We start from the raw sequence: 18432 nt of genomic DNA on the forward strand, positions 1-18432 counted from the left end.
CGGCAGACTGAACGGAAAGTTTTTCTTATTATTTGGCTCCCTGTGTTCGAAAAAACACCGCAAGCGGCTTTAACACAGTAAAACGACACCGCTACACCTGCCAGACCACCTAGCGCTACTACACGCCTGAACATCGCAAGCGCTGAACAAGACTATTTTTCCCTTCTATCGGCAGTGTGAGTGAGATCTTTATGTCACCATCAGCCGGTTGCTGGTTTCTCAGGCGACAATGAGACAGCGCTGGCATCAGCATCATCTGGCAATCCGTCCAGGCAATATCTGAGAAACGACGCATTACGGGGGTAGAGTCTGTTGTTCAACACATCGACCAACGCAGTAAAAATATTTATATTTTGGCACGCTGAGGGTGACTCACTGATGAACTGATGAAAAGAGGGCAACCGGACAGGATGAAAAACCGGTTGCCGGAGGTCACTTAAAATGTTTCCCAGTTATCATTGGAAACCGGTGCGGCCAGCGCCTTGCGGGGTGCCGCTGCCGGAGCAAGCAGCACATTTTTTTCACTCAGGTTGTTATTCATCGGCTGGATGACATTTTCTTTACGAATACGGAACACGCTCACTGCCTGCGACAGCCGACGGGCCTGCTCCTCCAGTGCCGCTGCCGCCGTCGCTGATTCTTCCACCAGCGACGCGTTTTGCTGGGTAACACGGTCCATTTCCGTAACGGCTGTACCCACCTGATCGATGCCGCGACTCTGCTCGTCAGAGGCCGAGGCAATTTCTCCCATGATGTCGGTGACACGGGTTACCGCGCTGAGGATTTCCGTCATGGTTTCACCCGCGCTTTCCACCATTGATGAGCCACTGTCCACGCGGGCAACCGAATCTTCAATCAGCCCTTTGATCTCTTTCGCCGCCTGGGCGCTGCGCTGTGCAAGATTGCGCACTTCACCGGCAACCACAGCAAAACCACGACCCTGTTCACCTGCACGGGCCGCTTCCACCGCTGCGTTAAGCGCCAGGATATTGGTCTGGAAAGCAATGCCGTCAATCACGCTGGTAATATCAGCAATTTTCCTTGAGCTGCCCGCAATGTCGTGCATGGTTTTCACGACACCATCCACCACCTTGCCACCTTTTTGCGCCGTTTCAGACGCACTCAGTGCCAGCTGCGACGCCTGACGGGCATTCTCTGCGTTGCGTTTTACCGTTGCAGTAAGCTGCTCCATGCTGGCAGCGGTCTGTTCCAGCGAGGCAGCCTGCTGTTCGGTACGGGAGGAGAGATCGTTATTGCCCGCAGATATTTCAGTGGCCCCGGTGTAAATGGCATCAGAGCCGTCGCGCACGTCACTCACCGTATGCACCAGCGACTGCTGCATCTCTTTCAGGCTGGTCGCCAGCTGGCTCATTTCATTGCGCCCGGTCACTTCGATTGCATGGGTCAGATCACCACTGGCGATGTGACTGATGTGACTGATATTGTTTTGCAATGGTTTAATCAGAATACGGTTCAGCCCATACCAGCACAGCACAATGGTGACAATCACCACAACCAGTAACCCACTGATTACCCACAGCATGGAGTGATAGGATTTTTCATTATCGGCCAGCCCTTGCAGACTGATTTGAATTTGGGCATTTCGCCAGGCGGTGTATGCCGCCTTCATGCCGTTCTGCGTCTGCTCAATGTTCATTTTGAACATCTGATCAAGCTGCCGGTTATCCATTAGTTGCAGCATCTGTGCCAGCGCCTGTGAATAGGCAAGGTAGTCATTTTCCATTGCAGAGACAATTTGCGGATCGATACCCTTTGTGTCAGGCAACGCCTGATACATGGCAAAGGTTTTGTCGGCGCTGGCCAGCAGTTCCCTGCCCTGAGCGCTGATGGCAGAAAGAGGCGTGGTATTGCTACTGCCGTTACTGCTCTGCCCATCGGTTTGCAGTCGCAACATACCGCGGTTCACAGCAATGCGCGTTTGATTCAGTAATACCCAGGCATCGGTAAAAGCTGTCACATTCTCGCTGGCGTTTTGTGCGACAGAAAAGTTGTTTTTGTCTCGCATCAGTGCGTTGATGGACAAGCCTCCCGCCAGCAGTTGCAGCGAGCCTAAGATCACAAGCACCAGCAGCAGGCTGGTAACCACCTTAATACGATTGAGCATAGCAAACCTCAGTGTAGATAGAATAAACCACTCGTGCCTGAATTGTCGTTTTTCAACAAAACTTAATCTTGTGAATTTGTTTTTTTATAGTGATATGTAATAAAAGAAGAGGCAAAGTGCCAGTGAACAGCGCTTATCCCCCTGTCGCGCAAATGTCTTGCAGCGCCAGGCGGGATGCAGGCTGGTTAAATCGTAATGCTACTGTGGTAGCGCCTCTTTTAACGGGACCCGTATCCTTGTCAGACCCCATTCTCACGCCCGTCGATGCAAAAATTACGCGCTACGCAAGGTGTCCATCAGCGCCATCTCTTCACTGTTGAGCAGTTTTTCAATATCCACCAAAATCAGCATCCGCTCGCCCAGTGCACCAAGGCCCGTCAGATACTCTGTGGACATGGTGACGGCAAATTCCGGGGAAGGACGGATCTGATCCTGGGTCAGCGACAGTACGTCAGAAACCCCGTCAACGACGATGCCAACCACGCGATGTTGCAGGTTAAGCACAATCACCACCGTATTGTCGTTATAGACAACATCGGGTTGTTCGAACTTAAGTCGCAAGTCAATGATCGGTACAATGACCCCGCGCAGATTGGTCACACCTTTAATAAACGAAGGCGTGTTAGCGATGCGGGTGACCTGATCGTATCCACGGATCTCCTGCACCTTGAGGATATCGATACCGTATTCTTCATTACCCAGTGTAAACACCAAAAATTCCTGGCCTACCGTTTCGCCAGCGAGTTTAGTGACAGCTGCCATTCCAGTCATAGTTATACCCTTAATCGGTTTTAGTCAGGCTGCGGCTCCTGCCACACGCTTTTCACGGTTGAGAGATTGCAGAGCCGAGACGTCAACGATCAGCGCCACGCTACCATCACCCAGGATAGTCGCCGCCGAAATGCCTGGTACTTTGCGATAGTTGCTTTCCAGATTTTTTACCACAACCTGATGCTGACCAATCAGTTGATCAACCAGTAATGCATAGCGTTTACCGGCGCTTTGCAGAATCACTACGATCCCCTGCGTGGCTTCCGTTTTCGCCCCCTGCACATCAAATACATTCCACAGCTCAACCAGCGGCAGATATTCACCACGCACTTCCAGCACGCGTTCACCACCGGCCAGCGGATGGAGATCATTTGCCAGCGGTTGCAGAGATTCCATGACCGCATTCAACGGCAGGATAAAGACTTCATCCGCCACCCGGACCGACATACCGTCGAGAATCGCCAGCGTCAGTGGTAACAGGATACGGATGGTGGTGCCTTTGCCCTGTTTTGAGGCGATTTCGACATGGCCTCCCATTTCCTGGATGTTACGTTTCACCACATCCATTCCAACGCCGCGACCAGAGATATCCGTTACCTGCTCAGCCGTTGAGAACCCAGGCGCGAAAATCAGCATACCGACTTCTTCATCGCTCATGGCATCACTGACCGGCAAACCGGAGGAGATCGCCTTGGCCAGAATACGCTCGCGATTAAGACCAGCACCGTCATCGATCACTTCGATGCAGATGTTGCCACCCTGATGTTCGGCAGAAAGTGTCAGATTACCCACCGCAGATTTTCCTGCGGCCAGACGTTTTTCCGGTGACTCAATGCCGTGATCAAGACTGTTACGCACCAGATGCGTAAGAGGATCGATAATACGTTCAATCAGACTCTTATCCAGTTCGGTGGAGCTACCCTGCAGGGTCAGTTCCACTTCTTTACCCAGCTTGCTGGCAAGATCGCGCACCAGACGCGGGAAGCGGCTGAAGACATATTCCATCGGCATCATACGAATCGACATCACCGATTCCTGAAGGTCACGGGCGTTACGTTCCAGCTGCCCCATACTGTTCAGCAGATCGCCGTGGGCGACCGGGTCCAGCTCACCAGACCGCTGTGCCAACATGGACTGGGTGATCACCAGCTCACCGACCAGGTTGATTAACTGGTCGACTTTTTCCACCGCCACACGAATACTGGTGGATTCACTGCCCTTCGGTGCAGCCTGTTTTTTTGCCGCTTCACGCCTGGTTGGTGAAATATCGCTGACGGTGGCCAGTTTTGGTTCCGCTTCAGCCTCAACCACCGGTGCTTCGACCTCTGCTACCGTGGTTTCCACTGCCGCTGCCGGTGCCGCCCCAGGATTAAGGAATTTGATCTGTGACTCATCGATAACAAAACAGAGCACCGCCACGATATCGTCCGGGCTGACGGAAGAATCCAGCGTTAACTCGACAGAGGTTTCACCTTTAATCACATCTGAAATACTGCCGAGGTTGCCAAGCTCATCAAGCATCAGCGGGATTTCAGCCGGTTTCAGATCGACCAGCGCCAGACGCAGACCTGACTGGTCAGCGGCCTGTGCCGCGGCGGATGGTTCAGCAGCCAGTTTTTTGGCTGGTGCAATGGTTTCACCTTTGGCTTCCAGAGCCAGCTGACGCAGCGCCTGACAGATATATTCAAACGTGGCAGCATTAGGCTCTGAGGCAGTTTTGTAGGCATCGAGCTGTTCTTGCATAATATCTTTCGTTTCCAAAAACAGGTTGATGATATCGGTGCTTAGCTGCATTTCGCCGCGACGGGCACCGTCGAGGATGTTTTCCAGAATATGCGTGGTTTCCTGTAATACAGTAAAACCAAATGTCCCCGCACCGCCTTTGATCGAATGGGCAGCACGGAAGATAGCATTCATCTGTTCCGCATCCGGTTCCTGTGGGTCGAGACCCAGCAGGTGTTGTTCCATGTCGGCCAGTAACTCGTCGGCCTCATCGAAAAACGTTTGATAAAAATCGCTGATATCCATGCTCACGGTATCACCTCTGCTGTGAGTCGCGATCGGTCTGTGCCGCAGTCGCAGGGCGTCCCGAGGAAAATGCCCTCGGTACATCTTTATTTCCTGCCGGCTCAGCCTGTGATGGTTGAGGGGCTGGGTTATTGTTGGCGCCCGACGGTATCGGCGGTGCCATTATCTCTTTCAGACTCGTCGGATCGCCGCTGCTGATTTGCACAGCATCACTTTCCGAGTTTTCCTTCTCAATCTGCATTTCCGTGTCATGGTTCAACACCAGCAAGCTGATGCGGCGGTTGACCGCATCGTTTGCACCGCGATTGTTCAGCTTCATGGTGTCGGCCATGCCAAGCACCCGTAGCATCTTGCCTGCATCCAGCCCGCCCATCACCAGTTCACGACGTGACGCATTGGCCCGATCTGTTGACAGCTCCCAGTTGCTGTATCCCCGGTCGCCGGTGGCATACTGGAAATCATCCGTATGCCCCGCCAGACTGATTTTATTCGGAATATCATTAAGGATTGGCGCGATAGCCCGCAGAATGTCACGCATATAGGGTTCCACTTCTGCACTACCGGTTTTGAACATCGGCCGGTTCTGGCTGTCGATAATCTGGATACGCAGTCCTTCTTCCACCATGTTGATGATCAGATGCGGACGGAGTGCCTTCAGTCGCGGATCGGCCTCAATGAGCTGATCCAGCTTTTCACGCAGTCGGTTGAGACGAATTTCATCCAACTTACGCTTCTCTGCGTCCATATCGACAACCTTATGTACCTCACCTATTTTCTGCGTCGGATCCTGACCACCGCCGGGAATAACGCTGACGCTCTCACTGGTATGCGTTCCACCCGTCACCGCTACCTTTAGCGGGGTTTTAAAGTATTCCGCAATACTTTCACGCTGTGCGGGCGTTGAAATCGAAATCAGCCACATCACCATAAAAAAGGCCATCAGCGCCGTCATAAAGTCGGCATAAGCAATTTTCCATGAACCATGCCCGCCTGCATGGCCTTTATGCTTCTTTTTCCTGACCAGTATGATGGGGTGACTGTTATGTTTCATGCGTCCTGATCCGAAGTCTGTTTCGCTGGTGTTTTAGCGTTACGTACATGCTCTTCCAGCTCGGTAAAGGATGGCCTGTCGGTCGAGTACAGCGTTTTACGACCAAACTCAACGGCGATTTGTGGCGCATAGCCATTCAGGCTGGAAAGCAACGTCACTTTAATACACTGCATCATCTTGGTGGTTTCCGCACATTTCTGCCTGAGCAACCCGCCGAGAGGTGAAATAAAGCCATACGCCAGCAGAATACCCAGAAATGTGCCCACCATCGCATGTGCCACCGAGGCACCCAGTTCTGCGGCAGGTCTGTCAGCCGCGGCCAGTGTATGAACCACCCCCATTACCGCCGCCACGATACCAAACGCGGGAAGTGAGTCACCCACTGACTGAAACGCACTTGCCGGTACCTCACATTCATGCTCGTAGGTTTCAATCTCTTCGTCCATCAACGCTTCGATCTCAAAAGCATTCATGTTGCCGCTGACCATCAGTCGTAAATAGTCGGTAATGAAGTCCACTAATCTTTTATCGGCAAGAATGCGCGGGTAATTAGCAAAAATTTCACTCTCCTGTGGGTTATCGATATCGGCTTCAAGAGATAGCATGCCCTGCTGACGGGATTTAGCCATCAGGCGATATAGCAGCGCCATCAGATCCATGTAAACCGACTTATTATATTTTGCTCCCCGCATTAACAGCGGCATGGATTTCATCGTGGCTTTAATCGCCTTACCGTTATTGCCAACCACAAATGCGCCAACGGCAGCCCCACCAATAATCAGCAGTTCAGAGGGTTGATAAAGCGCGCCAAGCTCGCCACCCACCATGGCGAATCCACCTAACACCGATCCGAGAACCAGGATATAGCCCAAAATAATTAACACGATAGATCCTTACGTCTGCCGACGCGTAGATGTAAGACGCCCAGATAGTGGTCAACGGTTTTCGCCCTGCGGGGGCAAAAAAAAAGCAGCGGTTAAAAACCGCTGCTGGAACCATTCCACGTGGTTAACACCATTAAACGGCTTGTTTAATCTGTTCATCCAGCAGTTGTGAAATGTTATCGGCAGAATCTGCGATAAGTTTACGTCTTTTTACCGCACGTGAAGGCGGTTGGCACAGGCTACAAACAAAGCTGCCTACAGGCTGATGTGCATGATTAATAAAGCTTCCGCCGCAGCATTTACAGTCGGAAAGCTCAAGCATTCCGCTTTCCACAAAACGGACCAGCGTCCATGCGCGGGTCAGCGCCAGTAGGGGACCTTCTTCCTGCTGCGGGCACTGCTCAAGGTACAGACGGTAAGCTTTAATGACTGCTTCAACGCCCTTACACAGGCCGCTTTTCAGTAAAAACTGCCAGGCATTACAGAACATGGACGCATGGATATTCTGCTCCCATGTCATAAACCAGTCGGTGGAGAATGGCAGCATACCTTTGGGCGGTGGACTGCCGCGCAGCTCTTTATACAGTTTAATTAACCGGCCACGGCTTAATTGCGTTTCGCTTTCTAACATTTGCAGGCGTGCACCGAGAGAAATTAATTCCATCGCCAGCTGAATATCACGCGCTTCCTGAACAATACTTTTTTCGCTCATTAACTCGCCCTCTTTTTCGGCAATTCGTCTTTTTTGTCAGAGACGTTACGCAGTAAACGGCTGGACAACAAAATGCCAGTGTGGATTTGCTGCAAATCGTCTACGCGCGATTCCTGAGTCAGGCGGTTAATAGTGTTGTGGTCTGTAAAACGAAACTGGCATACCAGCTGATTTGTTTCAGCTAATTTGACCATCTCAGGCAAGGTTAACTCAGACAGGGCGTCGGCCATTGCTTCATCAATACCCAGGCGAAACATAGCAGAGGCTTTTTCCTGATTAATCAGGCGCTGTGCAAGCAATAAATATGACAGGTTAATGTCGTAGATATGTTTTAGTAAATCTGATGTGCCCATTTTTTCCCATCCTGACTGTCACGACTTAAACGTTTACGGATTGCGCCGCTACCTGATTGCTGACTGGTACATCTGAAGATGGCAAAAAATTTAGTGGCTCATGCCGAATGCTTGCAAGGCTGAGGGCGACCGGTAAGAGGAAGCCATACAGAAAATAGTCATAAACTCAATTTGCCAGTACTGCTCCGACGTTTTCTTACTTTTCCCTGGCTTCATTTTACTGAGCCTCAGTCATTCTTAAGACTATTCTGAAAACAAAGCAACTCTATATGCTCTTATTTCCAGATTCAACGTGAGCCAGGCTAAATTTTAGATAAAGTGTGATCTTCATCACACTTTTAAGCCATTTGACTCAAAAAAAACCTACAGCAGGACTGTTCATTAGTTTACTAATTAATCAGCTCTGGTTTTTTTTGTAAGTTTTTTGCTTATTTTCACGCAATAAAATGCAATCAACTATTTTAAGGGGATTTAAGCCAAAATTATTAAGCATGCAGCGCATTAATCAGGTAATTATTTCATATAAAATAAAATATAAAGCATTTAATTCCAAAAGAAGGGCCAATAATGCCACTAAAAAGTAGTAACGCAATGTTATCTTATCGGCCGATATCAAGTAAAAAAATGTGATCCAAGGCAGGTTTTTACTTGGGAATGTTGGTCTTGTGTAAGGAACTGCGGGTTAGTGTTCAGCGGATATCAGAAGATGTAACCAGTAATTACATTAACGCACCTAATATATTGCGTAATTTCAGAGAGGCTCTGTGTATATCGGCACAAACGCGTCACTCTTTAGTAAAAAGGTCCTCTTTTTCGCGTTTTTATTTTAAATGGCTTTTTTTTGTCAGTTAAAGCGTCTGCAAACGGAAAAAAAGAGCGCGCCCCCCCTGGTCGCTCTTCTCGTCATCTGGCACAAATTATGCGGGGTGTGAAGATGAAGCCACTTTATCGCCCTTATACTCCCTATTATTACGGGCTGGCAACGCCAGTAAATCTTTCAGATACGTTTCCCGCCATCGGGTGATATCGTTCCTGCGAAGCACTGACATCATGTCTTCATAGCGTGAAATACGTTCGTCCAACGGCATAATAAGCGCCTTATTGAGCGCCGCAGCCACCTCATCCCGATCGTACGGATTAACAATCACCGCCGAGGTCAGCTCGTTTGCCGCACCGGCAAAACGGGACAATACCAGCACGCCGGGGTCCTGTGGGTCCTGTGGGTCCTGTGGGTCCTGTGGGTCCTGTGGGTCCTGTGGGTCCTGTGGGTCCTGTGGGTCCTGTGCAGCAATATATTCTTTGGCTACAAGGTTCATCCCGTCACGCAACGGCGTTACCAGACCAATATCCGTCAGACGGAAAATTTTCATCAACATGCGTCGTTCAAAATGCTGATTCAGATAGTAAAGTGGTGTCCAACTCAGGGTGCCATATTTGCCGTTGATTCGCCCGGCTTCCGTTTCCAGCTGATGGCGAATATCCTGGTAAGCCTGCACATCTCCTCGCGAGGTCGGTGCAATCTGGGAATAACGTATTTTTCCGCGATGTTCAGGATAGTTCTCCAGCAGTGCTTCGTAAGCCAGAAAACGCTCCGGCAACCCTTTTGAATAGTCCAGCCGCTCACAGGCGATAATATTTCTGGCATCACCAAGATCATTCCTGATTGCCGCCATCTTCGCCGGCAACGGTCCTTCCGCCATTTCACGAATACTGTCCGGCTCAATACCGATCGGATACACCTCGGTGACAAAGTGTTGACCAAACGCCTGATGCTTTTTTTCTTCACCGCGAAGCGTGGTACAGAGTGCCAGACACTCAAGAAAAGCAGTGCGGTCACTTTCAGTCTGAAAGCCCAGCAGGTCGTATTCACACATCATTTCCAGCAGTATGTTGTGTGAAGGCAAGGCATTGAAAATTTCCGATGTGGGAAAAGGAATGTGCAGGAAAAAACCAATACGGTTTTGCACCCCCATCTTACGCAGTGCGGCAGCGAAGGGTAGCAGATGATAATCATGGATCCAGATAACATCGTCCGGCTCAAGAAGGGGTAACAGGCGATCCGCCAGCATATTGTTTACCTTAAGATACCCTTCCCATGCTTCACGTTGGTAATTAACCAGGTCCAGACGGTAGTGAAACGCAGGCCAGATAACGCCATTGGAGAAGTGCAGGTAGTACAAATCATAATCGTTCTGGTTTAATCCAACAGAAGCGTAGGTAACGCCGTCCTGTTCAAACAGGTTGATCTCGTCTTCATCTTCACCGATTTCATTGATTTCACCGTTCCAGCCAAACCACATCCCTCCTGTGGTTTTCAGGGCATCCATAATGCCAACGGTAAGCCCACCCGCGCTCACTTTGGAACCATCGGGTATTGCGACGCGGTTAGATACGACTACTAAGCGACTCATAACCTTAACTCCTTACCGACGTTGATTCGTCTTGATCTAATTGTAATAGTGTTTGTGTCAGCCAGTGGCTAACGGCCCCGACATCCGGCAATCGATAACGGGCTTCGGTCTGGCCTTTGCCAACCTTAACTGAGATACCGCCCATGGCATTGACTGCCCTGAACGCTGCTTCATCGGTCAAATCATCACCAATAAACACCGGCGTTCTGCCGGTAAAAGGAGGCTGCTGCATAAACGCAGTAACGGCGGCGCCTTTGTTAACCCCTTCCGGCTTAATCTCCACCACACACTTGCCGGGTTGTAACGTCAGTCCGGCAAATCTGTCGATAACAGTTTCAGCCAGTGCCAGCACCTGTTGCTGATAGTGTTCGGCGCCGCGATAATGCAGCGCAAATGCCATTCCTTTTGTTTCCAACTGGGCACCTGGCATCGTGGAGATATGCTCGTCCAGCAGGCAAGTGAGCGAGGTAACCACATCATCTGGCAAGGTGTAACGTTCAAGGCGATCGTCAGCATCGCGCTTCTCCGCACCGTGAACACCAGCCAAAGGCAGATGAAGTGGAGCAACCAATGCGTCCAGCTCACTGATGGGGCGACCTGATACCAGCGCCAACGCGCCCTCACTGATACGGGTCAGTCCCTCCAGGCTTTTAATAACCTGCTCAGGGATGAACACGCTGTCAGGACGCGACTGTATGGCAGCCAGCGTTCCGTCAACATCGAAAAAGAAGGCGTAACGTGCCGCCTGAGATAACGATGGCCCGGAACTGTTCTGTGTATTCACGTTATTTCTCCTGAGGGTATGTCTGATTGCAATACATTGATAAGGTAGGGTCAGAAGAACTCTGAAGTTTCCGGGCGGCTGGGAAAAGCCCGGCTACGGCGGCAGCAAATAACCCGCAATCCCATGCAGAATTATTTAACAGAAGATGAAAAGAGTGCGTGCAGGCAGATTTCAGTGTTGTGCCATTTCATTCCTCGTGGAACTGCACGACAGGTGCATCTGACCTCACCCGTTGTCACCGAGGCAACAGGAATAAGTATAGTCGCAACGCCCCGTTCCGCCAGAAACAGCAGGCGCGGCCTCAGGGGAAAACCCAAACGGCGGAAAAATAAAAAGCGCTCAGAAGCGCGCAACGGAGCACCTTGTCAGGCAACGGGCTGCATCCACAGTTCATTAAGGTTGACCCCGCTCCAGCGCGCTGACTCCTCAGGTCCGGCAATACTGTCCTGACAGTGGCTGTCGGCCAGATCAACGACCTGACGACCGAGATACTGACTGGTCTTCAGGGAGTAAAACACGCAGACTTTGGGTTGCAGTAAGGAGTGTTCACCAGGTTCAGCCACCACCGCCACCCGTTCGGAAGTCAGACGTACCACCGAACCTACCGGATAAATCCCCACGGCCTTGACGAAAGCGTAAAAGATCGTGCGGTCAAAATGCCCTTCCCAACTGGCCATCTGACGCATGGCAGCAGCCGGATTCCATCCTGCCTTGTAGGGTCTGTCTGACGTCACCGCATCATAAACGTCGCAGACCGCGGCCATCCGGGCCAGTTGTGAAATGGCTTCGTCCTGCAACCCGAACGGATAACCACTACCGTTAATCTTTTCGTGATGATGCAACGCGACATCCAGAACGCTCTCATGACCACCACTTTTACGCAGCAGTGCCTCACCAATCACCGGATGCTGTTTCATGATGGTGAGTTCATCATCGGTCAGCTTGCCAGGTTTATTAAGAATTTCCAACGGAATACCCGCTTTGCCGACGTCATGTAGCAGCCCTGCCGTGCCCGCACAGCGCACCAGCCATTCGCTCAGCTGTAACTGCCTTGCGAGGGAAACCATCAGGGCACAGACCGCCACCGAGTGCAGGTAAGTATAATCGTCATGGGTTTTCAGGCGCACCACGCTCAGAAGTGCTGCCGGATGGCGGCTGATGGAGCTGGCGATTTCATCCACCAGCGGCAATGTGCTGGCGGTATCGATGGTTTTACCCAACCTGGCATCGCTGAACATGTCCATCACCTGCCCCTTCGCCTGGAGACAAATCGCCTGGGCATGTCGGATCTCTTCATGAATGTCGACCGGGGGGCCACCCGTTGCGGCCTCGCTCCCGTCGACCATTTCCTCCGTCGGGGACGCAACGCCACACCCTTTATCCAGATCAATCCAGACTTCCTGAATGCCCTTTGCCACAATACCCTGGATTTGCTGTTCAGTGGTGAGCAACATGGCATTGTGCACCAGAGGGTCTTTCAGCCAGAAAACCTCCAGTTTATGCACGTACATACCGGTCCGCAGTTCGTGCGTCTGAACTTTAATAATCATCGAATTATCCTCAATACACGGCCCATTGCTCCATTCAGCACAGGTATCGGCCCGCAGGCTGAAAGCTTCAACAGCTGTCGGGTGCTGGCTGATAACAGTTCACTTATTTGCATATTAGCGGCTGCTCTTTCGGGGTTTGGTCAGGGCGTGACTCAGCTCGCAAAGTCGGTTAGCGGTCAGCATCGGCACTTCCGGGGCAGCGGCCGCCAGTGCCAGCACCAACATTTCCAGACAGATTAACGGCGTGCCATGTACCGGAATTTTTCCTGCCTCGGCACTGCGCGGGATAAGGATCACCGTATCGGCATAATCCACAAAAGCCGCATCCGGCGTGCCGGTGAGTAGAATAACCGGAACCTCCAGCCGCTGTGCCTCGGTGACGGTAGTGATCCCCTCGCGGTGCGCACTACGCTGCGCCAGCATTACCAACACGTCACCCCTACCCATCGTCACCAGCTGTTCACTGAGTGCGGCACCCGTCCGGTTCAACGGATAAGCCGCATTGCCGTTGCGGTTAAACAGACGAACCGCATATTCCGCCAGCAAAGACGATGCACCAATACCAAATACGGCGATGCGTTTTGCCGACTGCAACAGCATGGTAGCCTGGGAAATAGCGACGCGGTTCTGCCCGGATGACAGCATCTCGCAGCTGAGGCGGTAGCTGTCGAGCACAAAATCGACGCTGGAATTAGCGTCTGGCGTCAGGGCACTGACCGTTGTCGCCAGTCGGGCTGGAAAACTGAGTGTCTCGATCAGCGCACCTTTCAGCACATTTTTCACATCACGTAGCCCGGAGAAGCCCAACGCCTGAATAGCCCTGATAACGGTCGCATCAGAGGTCTGCGTCTCTGCGGCAATTTCCATCGCGGTTTTATTCAGCACCGCCATGCGATGCTGATTGATATACTGCGCCACGGCGAACAGTCTGGAGGAAAGCTGATGCTGGCAGGCGCGAAAACGCTCGCCATAAAGGTCAGGATGAGTGCCGGAAGAAGAAGTTGAGGTTTTCACGTCGTAACCAGACTGTTAAATAAAAACAGTTTACAACATCAGCAACTTTTAACACCAGATAAGGCGTTCAGGCCCTACAGGATAGCCAGGAGACCAGGCCAGCGTTGATGATGGCCTGAAAGGTTTAAACAGAAAACCGGCTCTGAAGCTCAGACGGGTATCCAGGCGAAATCCCAGCTCAACCGTCAGATCGCGCCCCGCTGAAAGTTGCAACTGTATCAATGGCGTAATGAAGTGCGATACCGAGAGCCTGAGACTAGGTGCTGTCAGGCTGGTCATACTGGCGCACGCCATCCACGCTGCTTTCAGCGCCGGTAATCAAGCCAGCCCCAGGCCAAACTGCGTGGCAGGGTTCAGGCTATAGCGTGACCAGCCCTGATACTGATACAGCAGTTTCTGTTGCAGGGTGCCGCCGCTGTCACCGTCGCGATCGTTTTTGGTTACCCAGCAAACATCAGCACCACTTTCAACAGCTCAGGCATCTGAAAAATGATGGTTCCATACCCCTGTAGCAAATAACGCCAGCAATTCTCACCCACATTAACCGCTTATCCGCCTGATAAGTCCCGGTCAGCACATAAATGAATGGCGCCAGCGCAACGACATCGCTGCCCGGTCCATCAGGGGCATATGCGAGCGTTTTTTTATAGAAATCTCATCTGCTGCTCTATTAATATGAAAAAAATTTCTGAAGAGGATATTTATATGCCTGTAAGTGGAATTGGCAGTGGTTCTCAAAATTACGTGGTCTCCAGCACACCTGCAAACGAGCGCAATCAGACCTGTTCGTCGTTTACGTTGACTGGCAACATCCAGAAAGTTCAGCAGTCAGAATACAGACATGGCAGGGGGCATCAGCGCCAGAATGCAGTAGATTTACGTGTAGAAACATCGATTACGTCAATAGGTTTTGGTAATCCAGTATTACGCTCTGCTACCACCCTGGTAGATAAGCTTGGTAGTGGAACTAAAATAAATCCTCAATATTAATCGTTAACCTTTTTCTTCATAAGGATTACAGGATGCAGATAATCAACCACTTTCGTGCAAAAGTTTTACACAGCAGCAGTGCTGCATTCAGTCTGGCAATGAAAAATAATAAGTACATTTCATTTGCAGAAAAAATCATCTCAGTTAAAAATGAAAACATGCACCGCAATCTCATTAATAATAACGATTCTCTGAAGAAAGAAGTATTGGCCAAGAGTAACATATTCAAGTATGAGCTTTTTTTGGGGAAACTTTCAAAAATTAAGCAGCAATCTTATCAGCGCACTGATATCCTGAATTATAATAACTGCCTTCCCAGACTGACAGTAATAAAAGTTAACGGAGACGATCATGAGTATTTTCTCCCGTATAATAATGAGCCAAAAAATATAATTATTACAGACACGAAAGAAAGTCTCATTTAACAAACGATACCTGTGGCGTGAGAGGCAATGCCAGCTGCTTTGGCGCTTACAGGCTTAGCTCTGTACTATAATGAAAGGAGCATCACCATGAGAATTCATTTAAATTAAAACCCACAGCATTGCGCAAAAACAGGAAAAAATGCGAAAGTGACTGATGCCATTTCGAAATACAGTAGCACAGTCAAAATGCTTGTGAATAGTTTAAAATACGTCAGCAATAGTGTATGTGGTGATAGTTTAAAATTTCAATCAGCGTGTAACAAAGTTATTGATCTCACTTCTACTGAAAATTCCAATGCAATTACAGATGTACGCGCGAGCAACGAAACAGATATTCAGAAATGCCTTTAAGGATATCTGTAACGACCTGAACTCTACTGGTGGCAGAATCCATCCTGATTCTCACGCAAACAGACAGATTAAAGCCTGCCTGTAAAGCTTACCAAATAGCAAAAGCAATCCAGCATAATGACTCGTCAATATTGCAGCCTGATTTAAGGACAGACAATAGCGGATAGCCAAAGAGCCATTTACCAACAATGGCTCTTTAATTTTCCTGTAGAATGTATTTTCGGTATTAACGACATTGCTCATTGTCCCCCTCACCCCATTCTCACCATACTCTGAAAAATTGTGCCAACGGATTGATGGTTCAATATCAGTATATTTTTCCGGTACGCCGGGAATCAAATCCCCCATGCCAGATGAATCACCCAACGGACTGACGTCTCCCAGCCTGTTAAGGCTGGCAAAACCAGCGGCTCAATACTGATCAGCCTGTGGCCGCGAGGCATGAATATAGCGCAGCAGCGTTGCCGTGGAGCGCATCCGGTAGTCCCCCGGCACCCGATTGCCCTGAGAATAGAGGGCATCGCTGTGGGTGTACTGAAAACAGGTCAGAAACAGATTTTTGTCCGCAGGCAGCATCTCATAGTCACCCGGCGCACACTCAGGCGCATCTGCTGTCGGCACAGCAGCAAGAAGCGTGATGAAGCTGATTATTTTTTCATTATTATTCCCAGGATACGTGCGTCAGAAGACCGCTTTTGGCGTGGCAGTTGATATAGGTAAAATATTGTGCGCTGGCCGGAACCACCGCAATTTCATGCCACAGACGCAGGGCAATATTAAAATTCAGCGCTTTTACATAGCGCATAAAACCGCCAAATATGGCGACATGAGTGGAATGGCTCTTCGCCCACAGTGCCAGCGCGGCCAGATCGGTGAAATGGGCCAGACCGAACGTTTTTTCCGTTTCCGCACCGCTGACAGCAGCGATAACATGCATATATCTGCAACTCAGACAGCCCACGCTGTTGCCCTCATCGCGTAAAAAATGCATCCCTTCCCGCAGTACCGGCTCAACTTCACCAGGATATTTCTGGCGTTCTTCCTCGCGGGTTGCCGACCAGTCCTGACCGGATCGGATCAGACAGAAATCCTGTCGCCCATGCAGCGTTACCCGTTTTCCCTGTGTCTGGCGTCGTTGCGCTTCCGCCGTGCCGGGCAATGTCTTATTTTTCCCGCGAATTTCGTGCCAGATTCGGCTGTTCCCCTACCGATTACCCTAATGTGGCGATCGTCTGCTGACGGATATTATGACCGGCATGAACGCAATAAATGTCAGGCCGAAATGGCCAGAATAAAAAACAGGCGTTAACGTTATCTGTTCGCGTCCGGTCCATCTTCTACGACCGGGATGGGACGTCACGCCTCTCCCCTTTTTGTTGCCGCTCCCGCTCATCAAGCACCTGCGAGAAAAGCGTAAGCTGTTCAGACAAATCAGCCATTTTCCGGTTCATCAGCCTGTTCTGTTCAGAGAGCAACTGATTGTGCAGTTGCAGCTGATGCAACGTCGCTCTCTGATGACGATACCCCCAGCCACCCATGCTGATACACAGCAGCAATACCACAGCGCCGATCCAGAGCAGCGAAATCATAATTTATCCCGCAAGTTCAGATAAGGCATTCTGGTATAGCATTCCTGGTGGCAGGGATCAGTTGCAAAAATTGTGGCGGGACAGGCAGAAATAACATCGTCAGGTTTGGGTAAACCACAACCTCTCCGACGCGCGGCGGTGCCACCCGGTTTATTAAAGACGGTATCGGGCGGATAAATGACGAAAATGGCGGTGGCCATGATGCAGGCATGCTGGCAAACAGGGGCAGTCGCGACGTAAGCCGCACGCCAACCGGGGATTGCCCATAGCAGGGTTGATAACTTCACCAGCGCGGGTAGATCTCTGCTACGCATAACGTGGTGAAAAGCAGATGTGACGGGCTGTGGAAGATTTCGCAAAACGCTTCGGGCCGTCAGAAAAAACCGCGCGGCCCGTGCGACTGATGCAGACAGGCTAGAGCAAATTTTTCTCCGCCAGGTCAAGCGCAAAATAGCTGAAAATCAGATCGGCACCGGCGCGTTTAATCGCTCCCAGACTCTCCAGCACCACATCCCGTTCATTGATGGCACCCGCCTGGGCGGCAAACTTGATCATCGCGTACTCACCGCTGACCTGATACGCCGCGAGGGGAAGCGAGCTTTGCTCACGCAGCTCACGAATAATATCCAGATAGGCTCCGGCAGGCTTTACCATCAGGGCATCGGCACCTTCCGCCTGGTCGATCAACGACTCACGAATGGCTTCACGACGGTTCATCGGGTTCATCTGATAGGTTTTGCGGTCGCCCTTCAGCGAGGTGCCTGCCGCCTCACGAAACGGGCCGTAAAAGGACGAGGCAAATTTGGTGGAGTAGGACAGAATGGCAGTATCAGTGAATCCTGCCTGATCCAGCGCGTCACGAATTGCGGCAACCTGACCGTCCATCGCTGCCGAAGGCGCGATAAAATCGGCGCCGGCGCGGGCAGCGGCTACCGCCTGTCTGCCCAGATTGGTAAGCGTGGCATCATTATCCACCCGGCCATCCTGCAGCACCCCGCAGTGTCCGTGAGTGGTATATTCACAAAAACAGGTATCCGACATGACAATCATTTCCGGTACCGTCTCTTTACAGATACGCGCCATGCGTGAGACCAGCCCGTTATCCTGCCAGCTGTCGCTGCCATCAGCATCCGTGTGGTGCGAAATACCAAAGGTCATCACCGCGCGAATACCCGCCCTGGCAATACGCTCAATTTCATACGCCAGGCGATTTTCAGGGATACGCAGCACGCCGGGCATCGCCTGGATGGCCTTGTAGTCATCAACCTGCTCCTCGACAAAAATGGGCAGCGCGAGGTCGTTCAGGGTGAGCGACGTTTCCTGAAACAGTGCGCGAAGGGAAGATGACTGACGCAGACGACGGGGACGCAAATGTGGAGAGTAACTGGACAAAA

Annotated in this window: 19 protein-coding genes; 2 read left to right on the forward strand and 17 right to left on the reverse strand. The window is 51.0% G+C overall.

What is annotated here, in order from left to right; all coding sequences use genetic code 11:
* Positions 1 to 436: 436 nt before the first annotated feature.
* The 12 genes from EB241_RS05610 to EB241_RS05665 form a co-directional block, all read right to left on the reverse strand.
* Positions 437 to 2125 carry a methyl-accepting chemotaxis protein gene (locus tag EB241_RS05610; protein ID WP_124232229.1) on the reverse strand — a complete coding sequence of 563 codons (1689 nt, stop codon included), beginning with the start codon at positions 2123 to 2125 and terminating at the stop codon, positions 437 to 439.
* A gap of 273 nt (positions 2126 to 2398) precedes the next feature.
* Positions 2399 to 2896, reverse strand: a complete 498-nt coding sequence (gene cheW / locus EB241_RS05615) for a chemotaxis protein CheW (RefSeq protein ID WP_124232230.1) — start codon at positions 2894 to 2896, stop codon at positions 2399 to 2401.
* Positions 2897 to 2920: 24 nt separating this feature from the next.
* A complete protein-coding gene (cheA, locus tag EB241_RS05620; protein ID WP_199737314.1) occupies positions 2921 to 4924 on the reverse strand; it encodes a chemotaxis protein CheA in 2004 nt (667 codons plus the stop codon).
* 10 nt (positions 4925 to 4934) lie between these two features.
* Complete coding sequence (gene motB / locus EB241_RS05625; RefSeq protein ID WP_124232232.1) at positions 4935 to 5975, reverse strand: flagellar motor protein MotB; 1041 nt, start codon at positions 5973 to 5975, stop codon at positions 4935 to 4937.
* A complete protein-coding gene (gene motA, locus EB241_RS05630) occupies positions 5972 to 6859 on the reverse strand; it encodes a flagellar motor stator protein MotA (RefSeq protein WP_124232233.1) in 888 nt (295 codons plus the stop codon). The genes motB and motA overlap by 4 nt, the downstream gene beginning before the upstream one ends.
* Before the next feature lie 133 nt (positions 6860 to 6992).
* Positions 6993 to 7571 (reverse strand): flagellar transcriptional regulator FlhC, encoded by a 579-nt coding sequence (flhC, locus tag EB241_RS05635; RefSeq protein WP_124232234.1) that lies wholly within the window; start codon positions 7569 to 7571, stop codon positions 6993 to 6995.
* The gene (flhD, locus tag EB241_RS05640) at positions 7571 to 7924 is read right to left on the reverse strand and encodes a flagellar transcriptional regulator FlhD (protein ID WP_124232235.1); all 354 of its coding nucleotides are present in this window, start codon (positions 7922 to 7924) and stop codon (positions 7571 to 7573) included. Before flhD ends, flhC begins: the two co-directional genes overlap by 1 nt.
* A 917-nt stretch (positions 7925 to 8841) precedes the next feature.
* Entirely contained in the window at positions 8842 to 10335 is a 1494-nt protein-coding gene (locus EB241_RS05645; protein ID WP_124232236.1) for a trehalose-6-phosphate synthase, read from the reverse strand.
* A gap of 4 nt (positions 10336 to 10339) precedes the next feature.
* Complete coding sequence (gene otsB, locus EB241_RS05650; protein WP_124232237.1) at positions 10340 to 11119, reverse strand: trehalose-phosphatase; 780 nt, start codon at positions 11117 to 11119, stop codon at positions 10340 to 10342.
* 365 nt (positions 11120 to 11484) lie between these two features.
* Positions 11485 to 12669: an HD-GYP domain-containing protein gene (locus tag EB241_RS05655; RefSeq protein ID WP_124232238.1), complete on the reverse strand. Its 1185-nt coding sequence runs from the start codon at positions 12667 to 12669 to the stop codon at positions 11485 to 11487.
* 114 nt (positions 12670 to 12783) lie between these two features.
* On the reverse strand, positions 12784 to 13683 hold the full coding sequence (locus EB241_RS05660) for a MurR/RpiR family transcriptional regulator (protein WP_233592539.1): 900 nt from the start codon (positions 13681 to 13683) through the stop codon (positions 12784 to 12786).
* Between the two features lie 48 nt (positions 13684 to 13731).
* Positions 13732 to 13962, reverse strand: coding sequence for a hypothetical protein (locus EB241_RS05665; protein ID WP_124232239.1), 231 nt, complete (start codon positions 13960 to 13962; stop codon positions 13732 to 13734).
* Positions 13963 to 14313: 351 nt separating this feature from the next.
* Between EB241_RS05665 and EB241_RS05670 the strand changes: the two genes are divergently transcribed.
* Positions 14314 to 14673, forward strand: a complete 360-nt coding sequence (locus EB241_RS05670) for a hypothetical protein (RefSeq protein ID WP_124232240.1) — start codon at positions 14314 to 14316, stop codon at positions 14671 to 14673.
* Between the two features lie 32 nt (positions 14674 to 14705).
* A complete protein-coding gene (locus EB241_RS05675) occupies positions 14706 to 15098 on the forward strand; it encodes a hypothetical protein (protein WP_124232241.1) in 393 nt (130 codons plus the stop codon).
* A gap of 402 nt (positions 15099 to 15500) precedes the next feature.
* Here EB241_RS05675 and EB241_RS05680 read toward each other — a convergent pair whose 3' ends face one another.
* From EB241_RS05680 to hemB, 5 genes are all read right to left on the reverse strand, one after another.
* On the reverse strand, positions 15501 to 15815 hold the full coding sequence (locus EB241_RS05680) for a hypothetical protein (RefSeq protein ID WP_124232242.1): 315 nt from the start codon (positions 15813 to 15815) through the stop codon (positions 15501 to 15503).
* A 45-nt stretch (positions 15816 to 15860) separates the two neighbouring features.
* The gene (locus EB241_RS05685) at positions 15861 to 16070 is read right to left on the reverse strand and encodes a hypothetical protein (RefSeq protein WP_124232243.1); all 210 of its coding nucleotides are present in this window, start codon (positions 16068 to 16070) and stop codon (positions 15861 to 15863) included.
* A gap of 40 nt (positions 16071 to 16110) precedes the next feature.
* A complete protein-coding gene (locus tag EB241_RS05690; RefSeq protein ID WP_233592540.1) occupies positions 16111 to 16608 on the reverse strand; it encodes a phenylacetaldoxime dehydratase family protein in 498 nt (165 codons plus the stop codon).
* Between the two features lie 178 nt (positions 16609 to 16786).
* Positions 16787 to 17038, reverse strand: a complete 252-nt coding sequence (locus EB241_RS05695; protein ID WP_124232245.1) for a hypothetical protein — start codon at positions 17036 to 17038, stop codon at positions 16787 to 16789.
* Between the two features lie 414 nt (positions 17039 to 17452).
* Positions 17453 to 18430 (reverse strand): porphobilinogen synthase, encoded by a 978-nt coding sequence (hemB, locus tag EB241_RS05700; protein ID WP_124232246.1) that lies wholly within the window; start codon positions 18428 to 18430, stop codon positions 17453 to 17455.
* Positions 18431 to 18432 lie beyond the last annotated feature (2 nt).

It is taken from the genome of Erwinia psidii (assembly GCF_003846135.1).
GTDB lineage: Bacteria > Pseudomonadota > Gammaproteobacteria > Enterobacterales > Enterobacteriaceae > Erwinia > Erwinia psidii.

Bases quoted from the DNA above. Each gene is read 5' to 3' on its own strand.
- EB241_RS05610 (WP_124232229.1), bottom strand. From the start codon at position 2,125: ATGCTCAATCGTATTAAGGTGGTTACCAGCCTGCTGCTGGTGCTTGTG.
- cheW (WP_124232230.1), bottom strand. From the start codon at position 2,896: ATGACTGGAATGGCAGCTGTCACTAAACTCGCTGGCGAAACGGTAGGC.
- cheA (WP_199737314.1), bottom strand. From the start codon at position 4,924: ATGGATATCAGCGATTTTTATCAAACGTTTTTCGATGAGGCCGACGAG.
- motB (WP_124232232.1), bottom strand. From the start codon at position 5,975: ATGAAACATAACAGTCACCCCATCATACTGGTCAGGAAAAAGAAGCAT.
- flhC (WP_124232234.1), bottom strand. From the start codon at position 7,571: ATGAGCGAAAAAAGTATTGTTCAGGAAGCGCGTGATATTCAGCTGGCG.
- flhD (WP_124232235.1), bottom strand. From the start codon at position 7,924: ATGGGCACATCAGATTTACTAAAACATATCTACGACATTAACCTGTCA.
- EB241_RS05645 (WP_124232236.1), bottom strand. From the start codon at position 10,335: ATGAGTCGCTTAGTAGTCGTATCTAACCGCGTCGCAATACCCGATGGT.
- EB241_RS05655 (WP_124232238.1), bottom strand. From the start codon at position 12,669: ATGATTATTAAAGTTCAGACGCACGAACTGCGGACCGGTATGTACGTG.
- EB241_RS05665 (WP_124232239.1), bottom strand. From the start codon at position 13,962: ATGACCAGCCTGACAGCACCTAGTCTCAGGCTCTCGGTATCGCACTTC.
- EB241_RS05670 (WP_124232240.1), top strand. From the start codon at position 14,314: ATGCGAGCGTTTTTTTATAGAAATCTCATCTGCTGCTCTATTAATATG.
- EB241_RS05675 (WP_124232241.1), top strand. From the start codon at position 14,706: ATGCAGATAATCAACCACTTTCGTGCAAAAGTTTTACACAGCAGCAGT.
- EB241_RS05695 (WP_124232245.1), bottom strand. From the start codon at position 17,038: ATGATTTCGCTGCTCTGGATCGGCGCTGTGGTATTGCTGCTGTGTATC.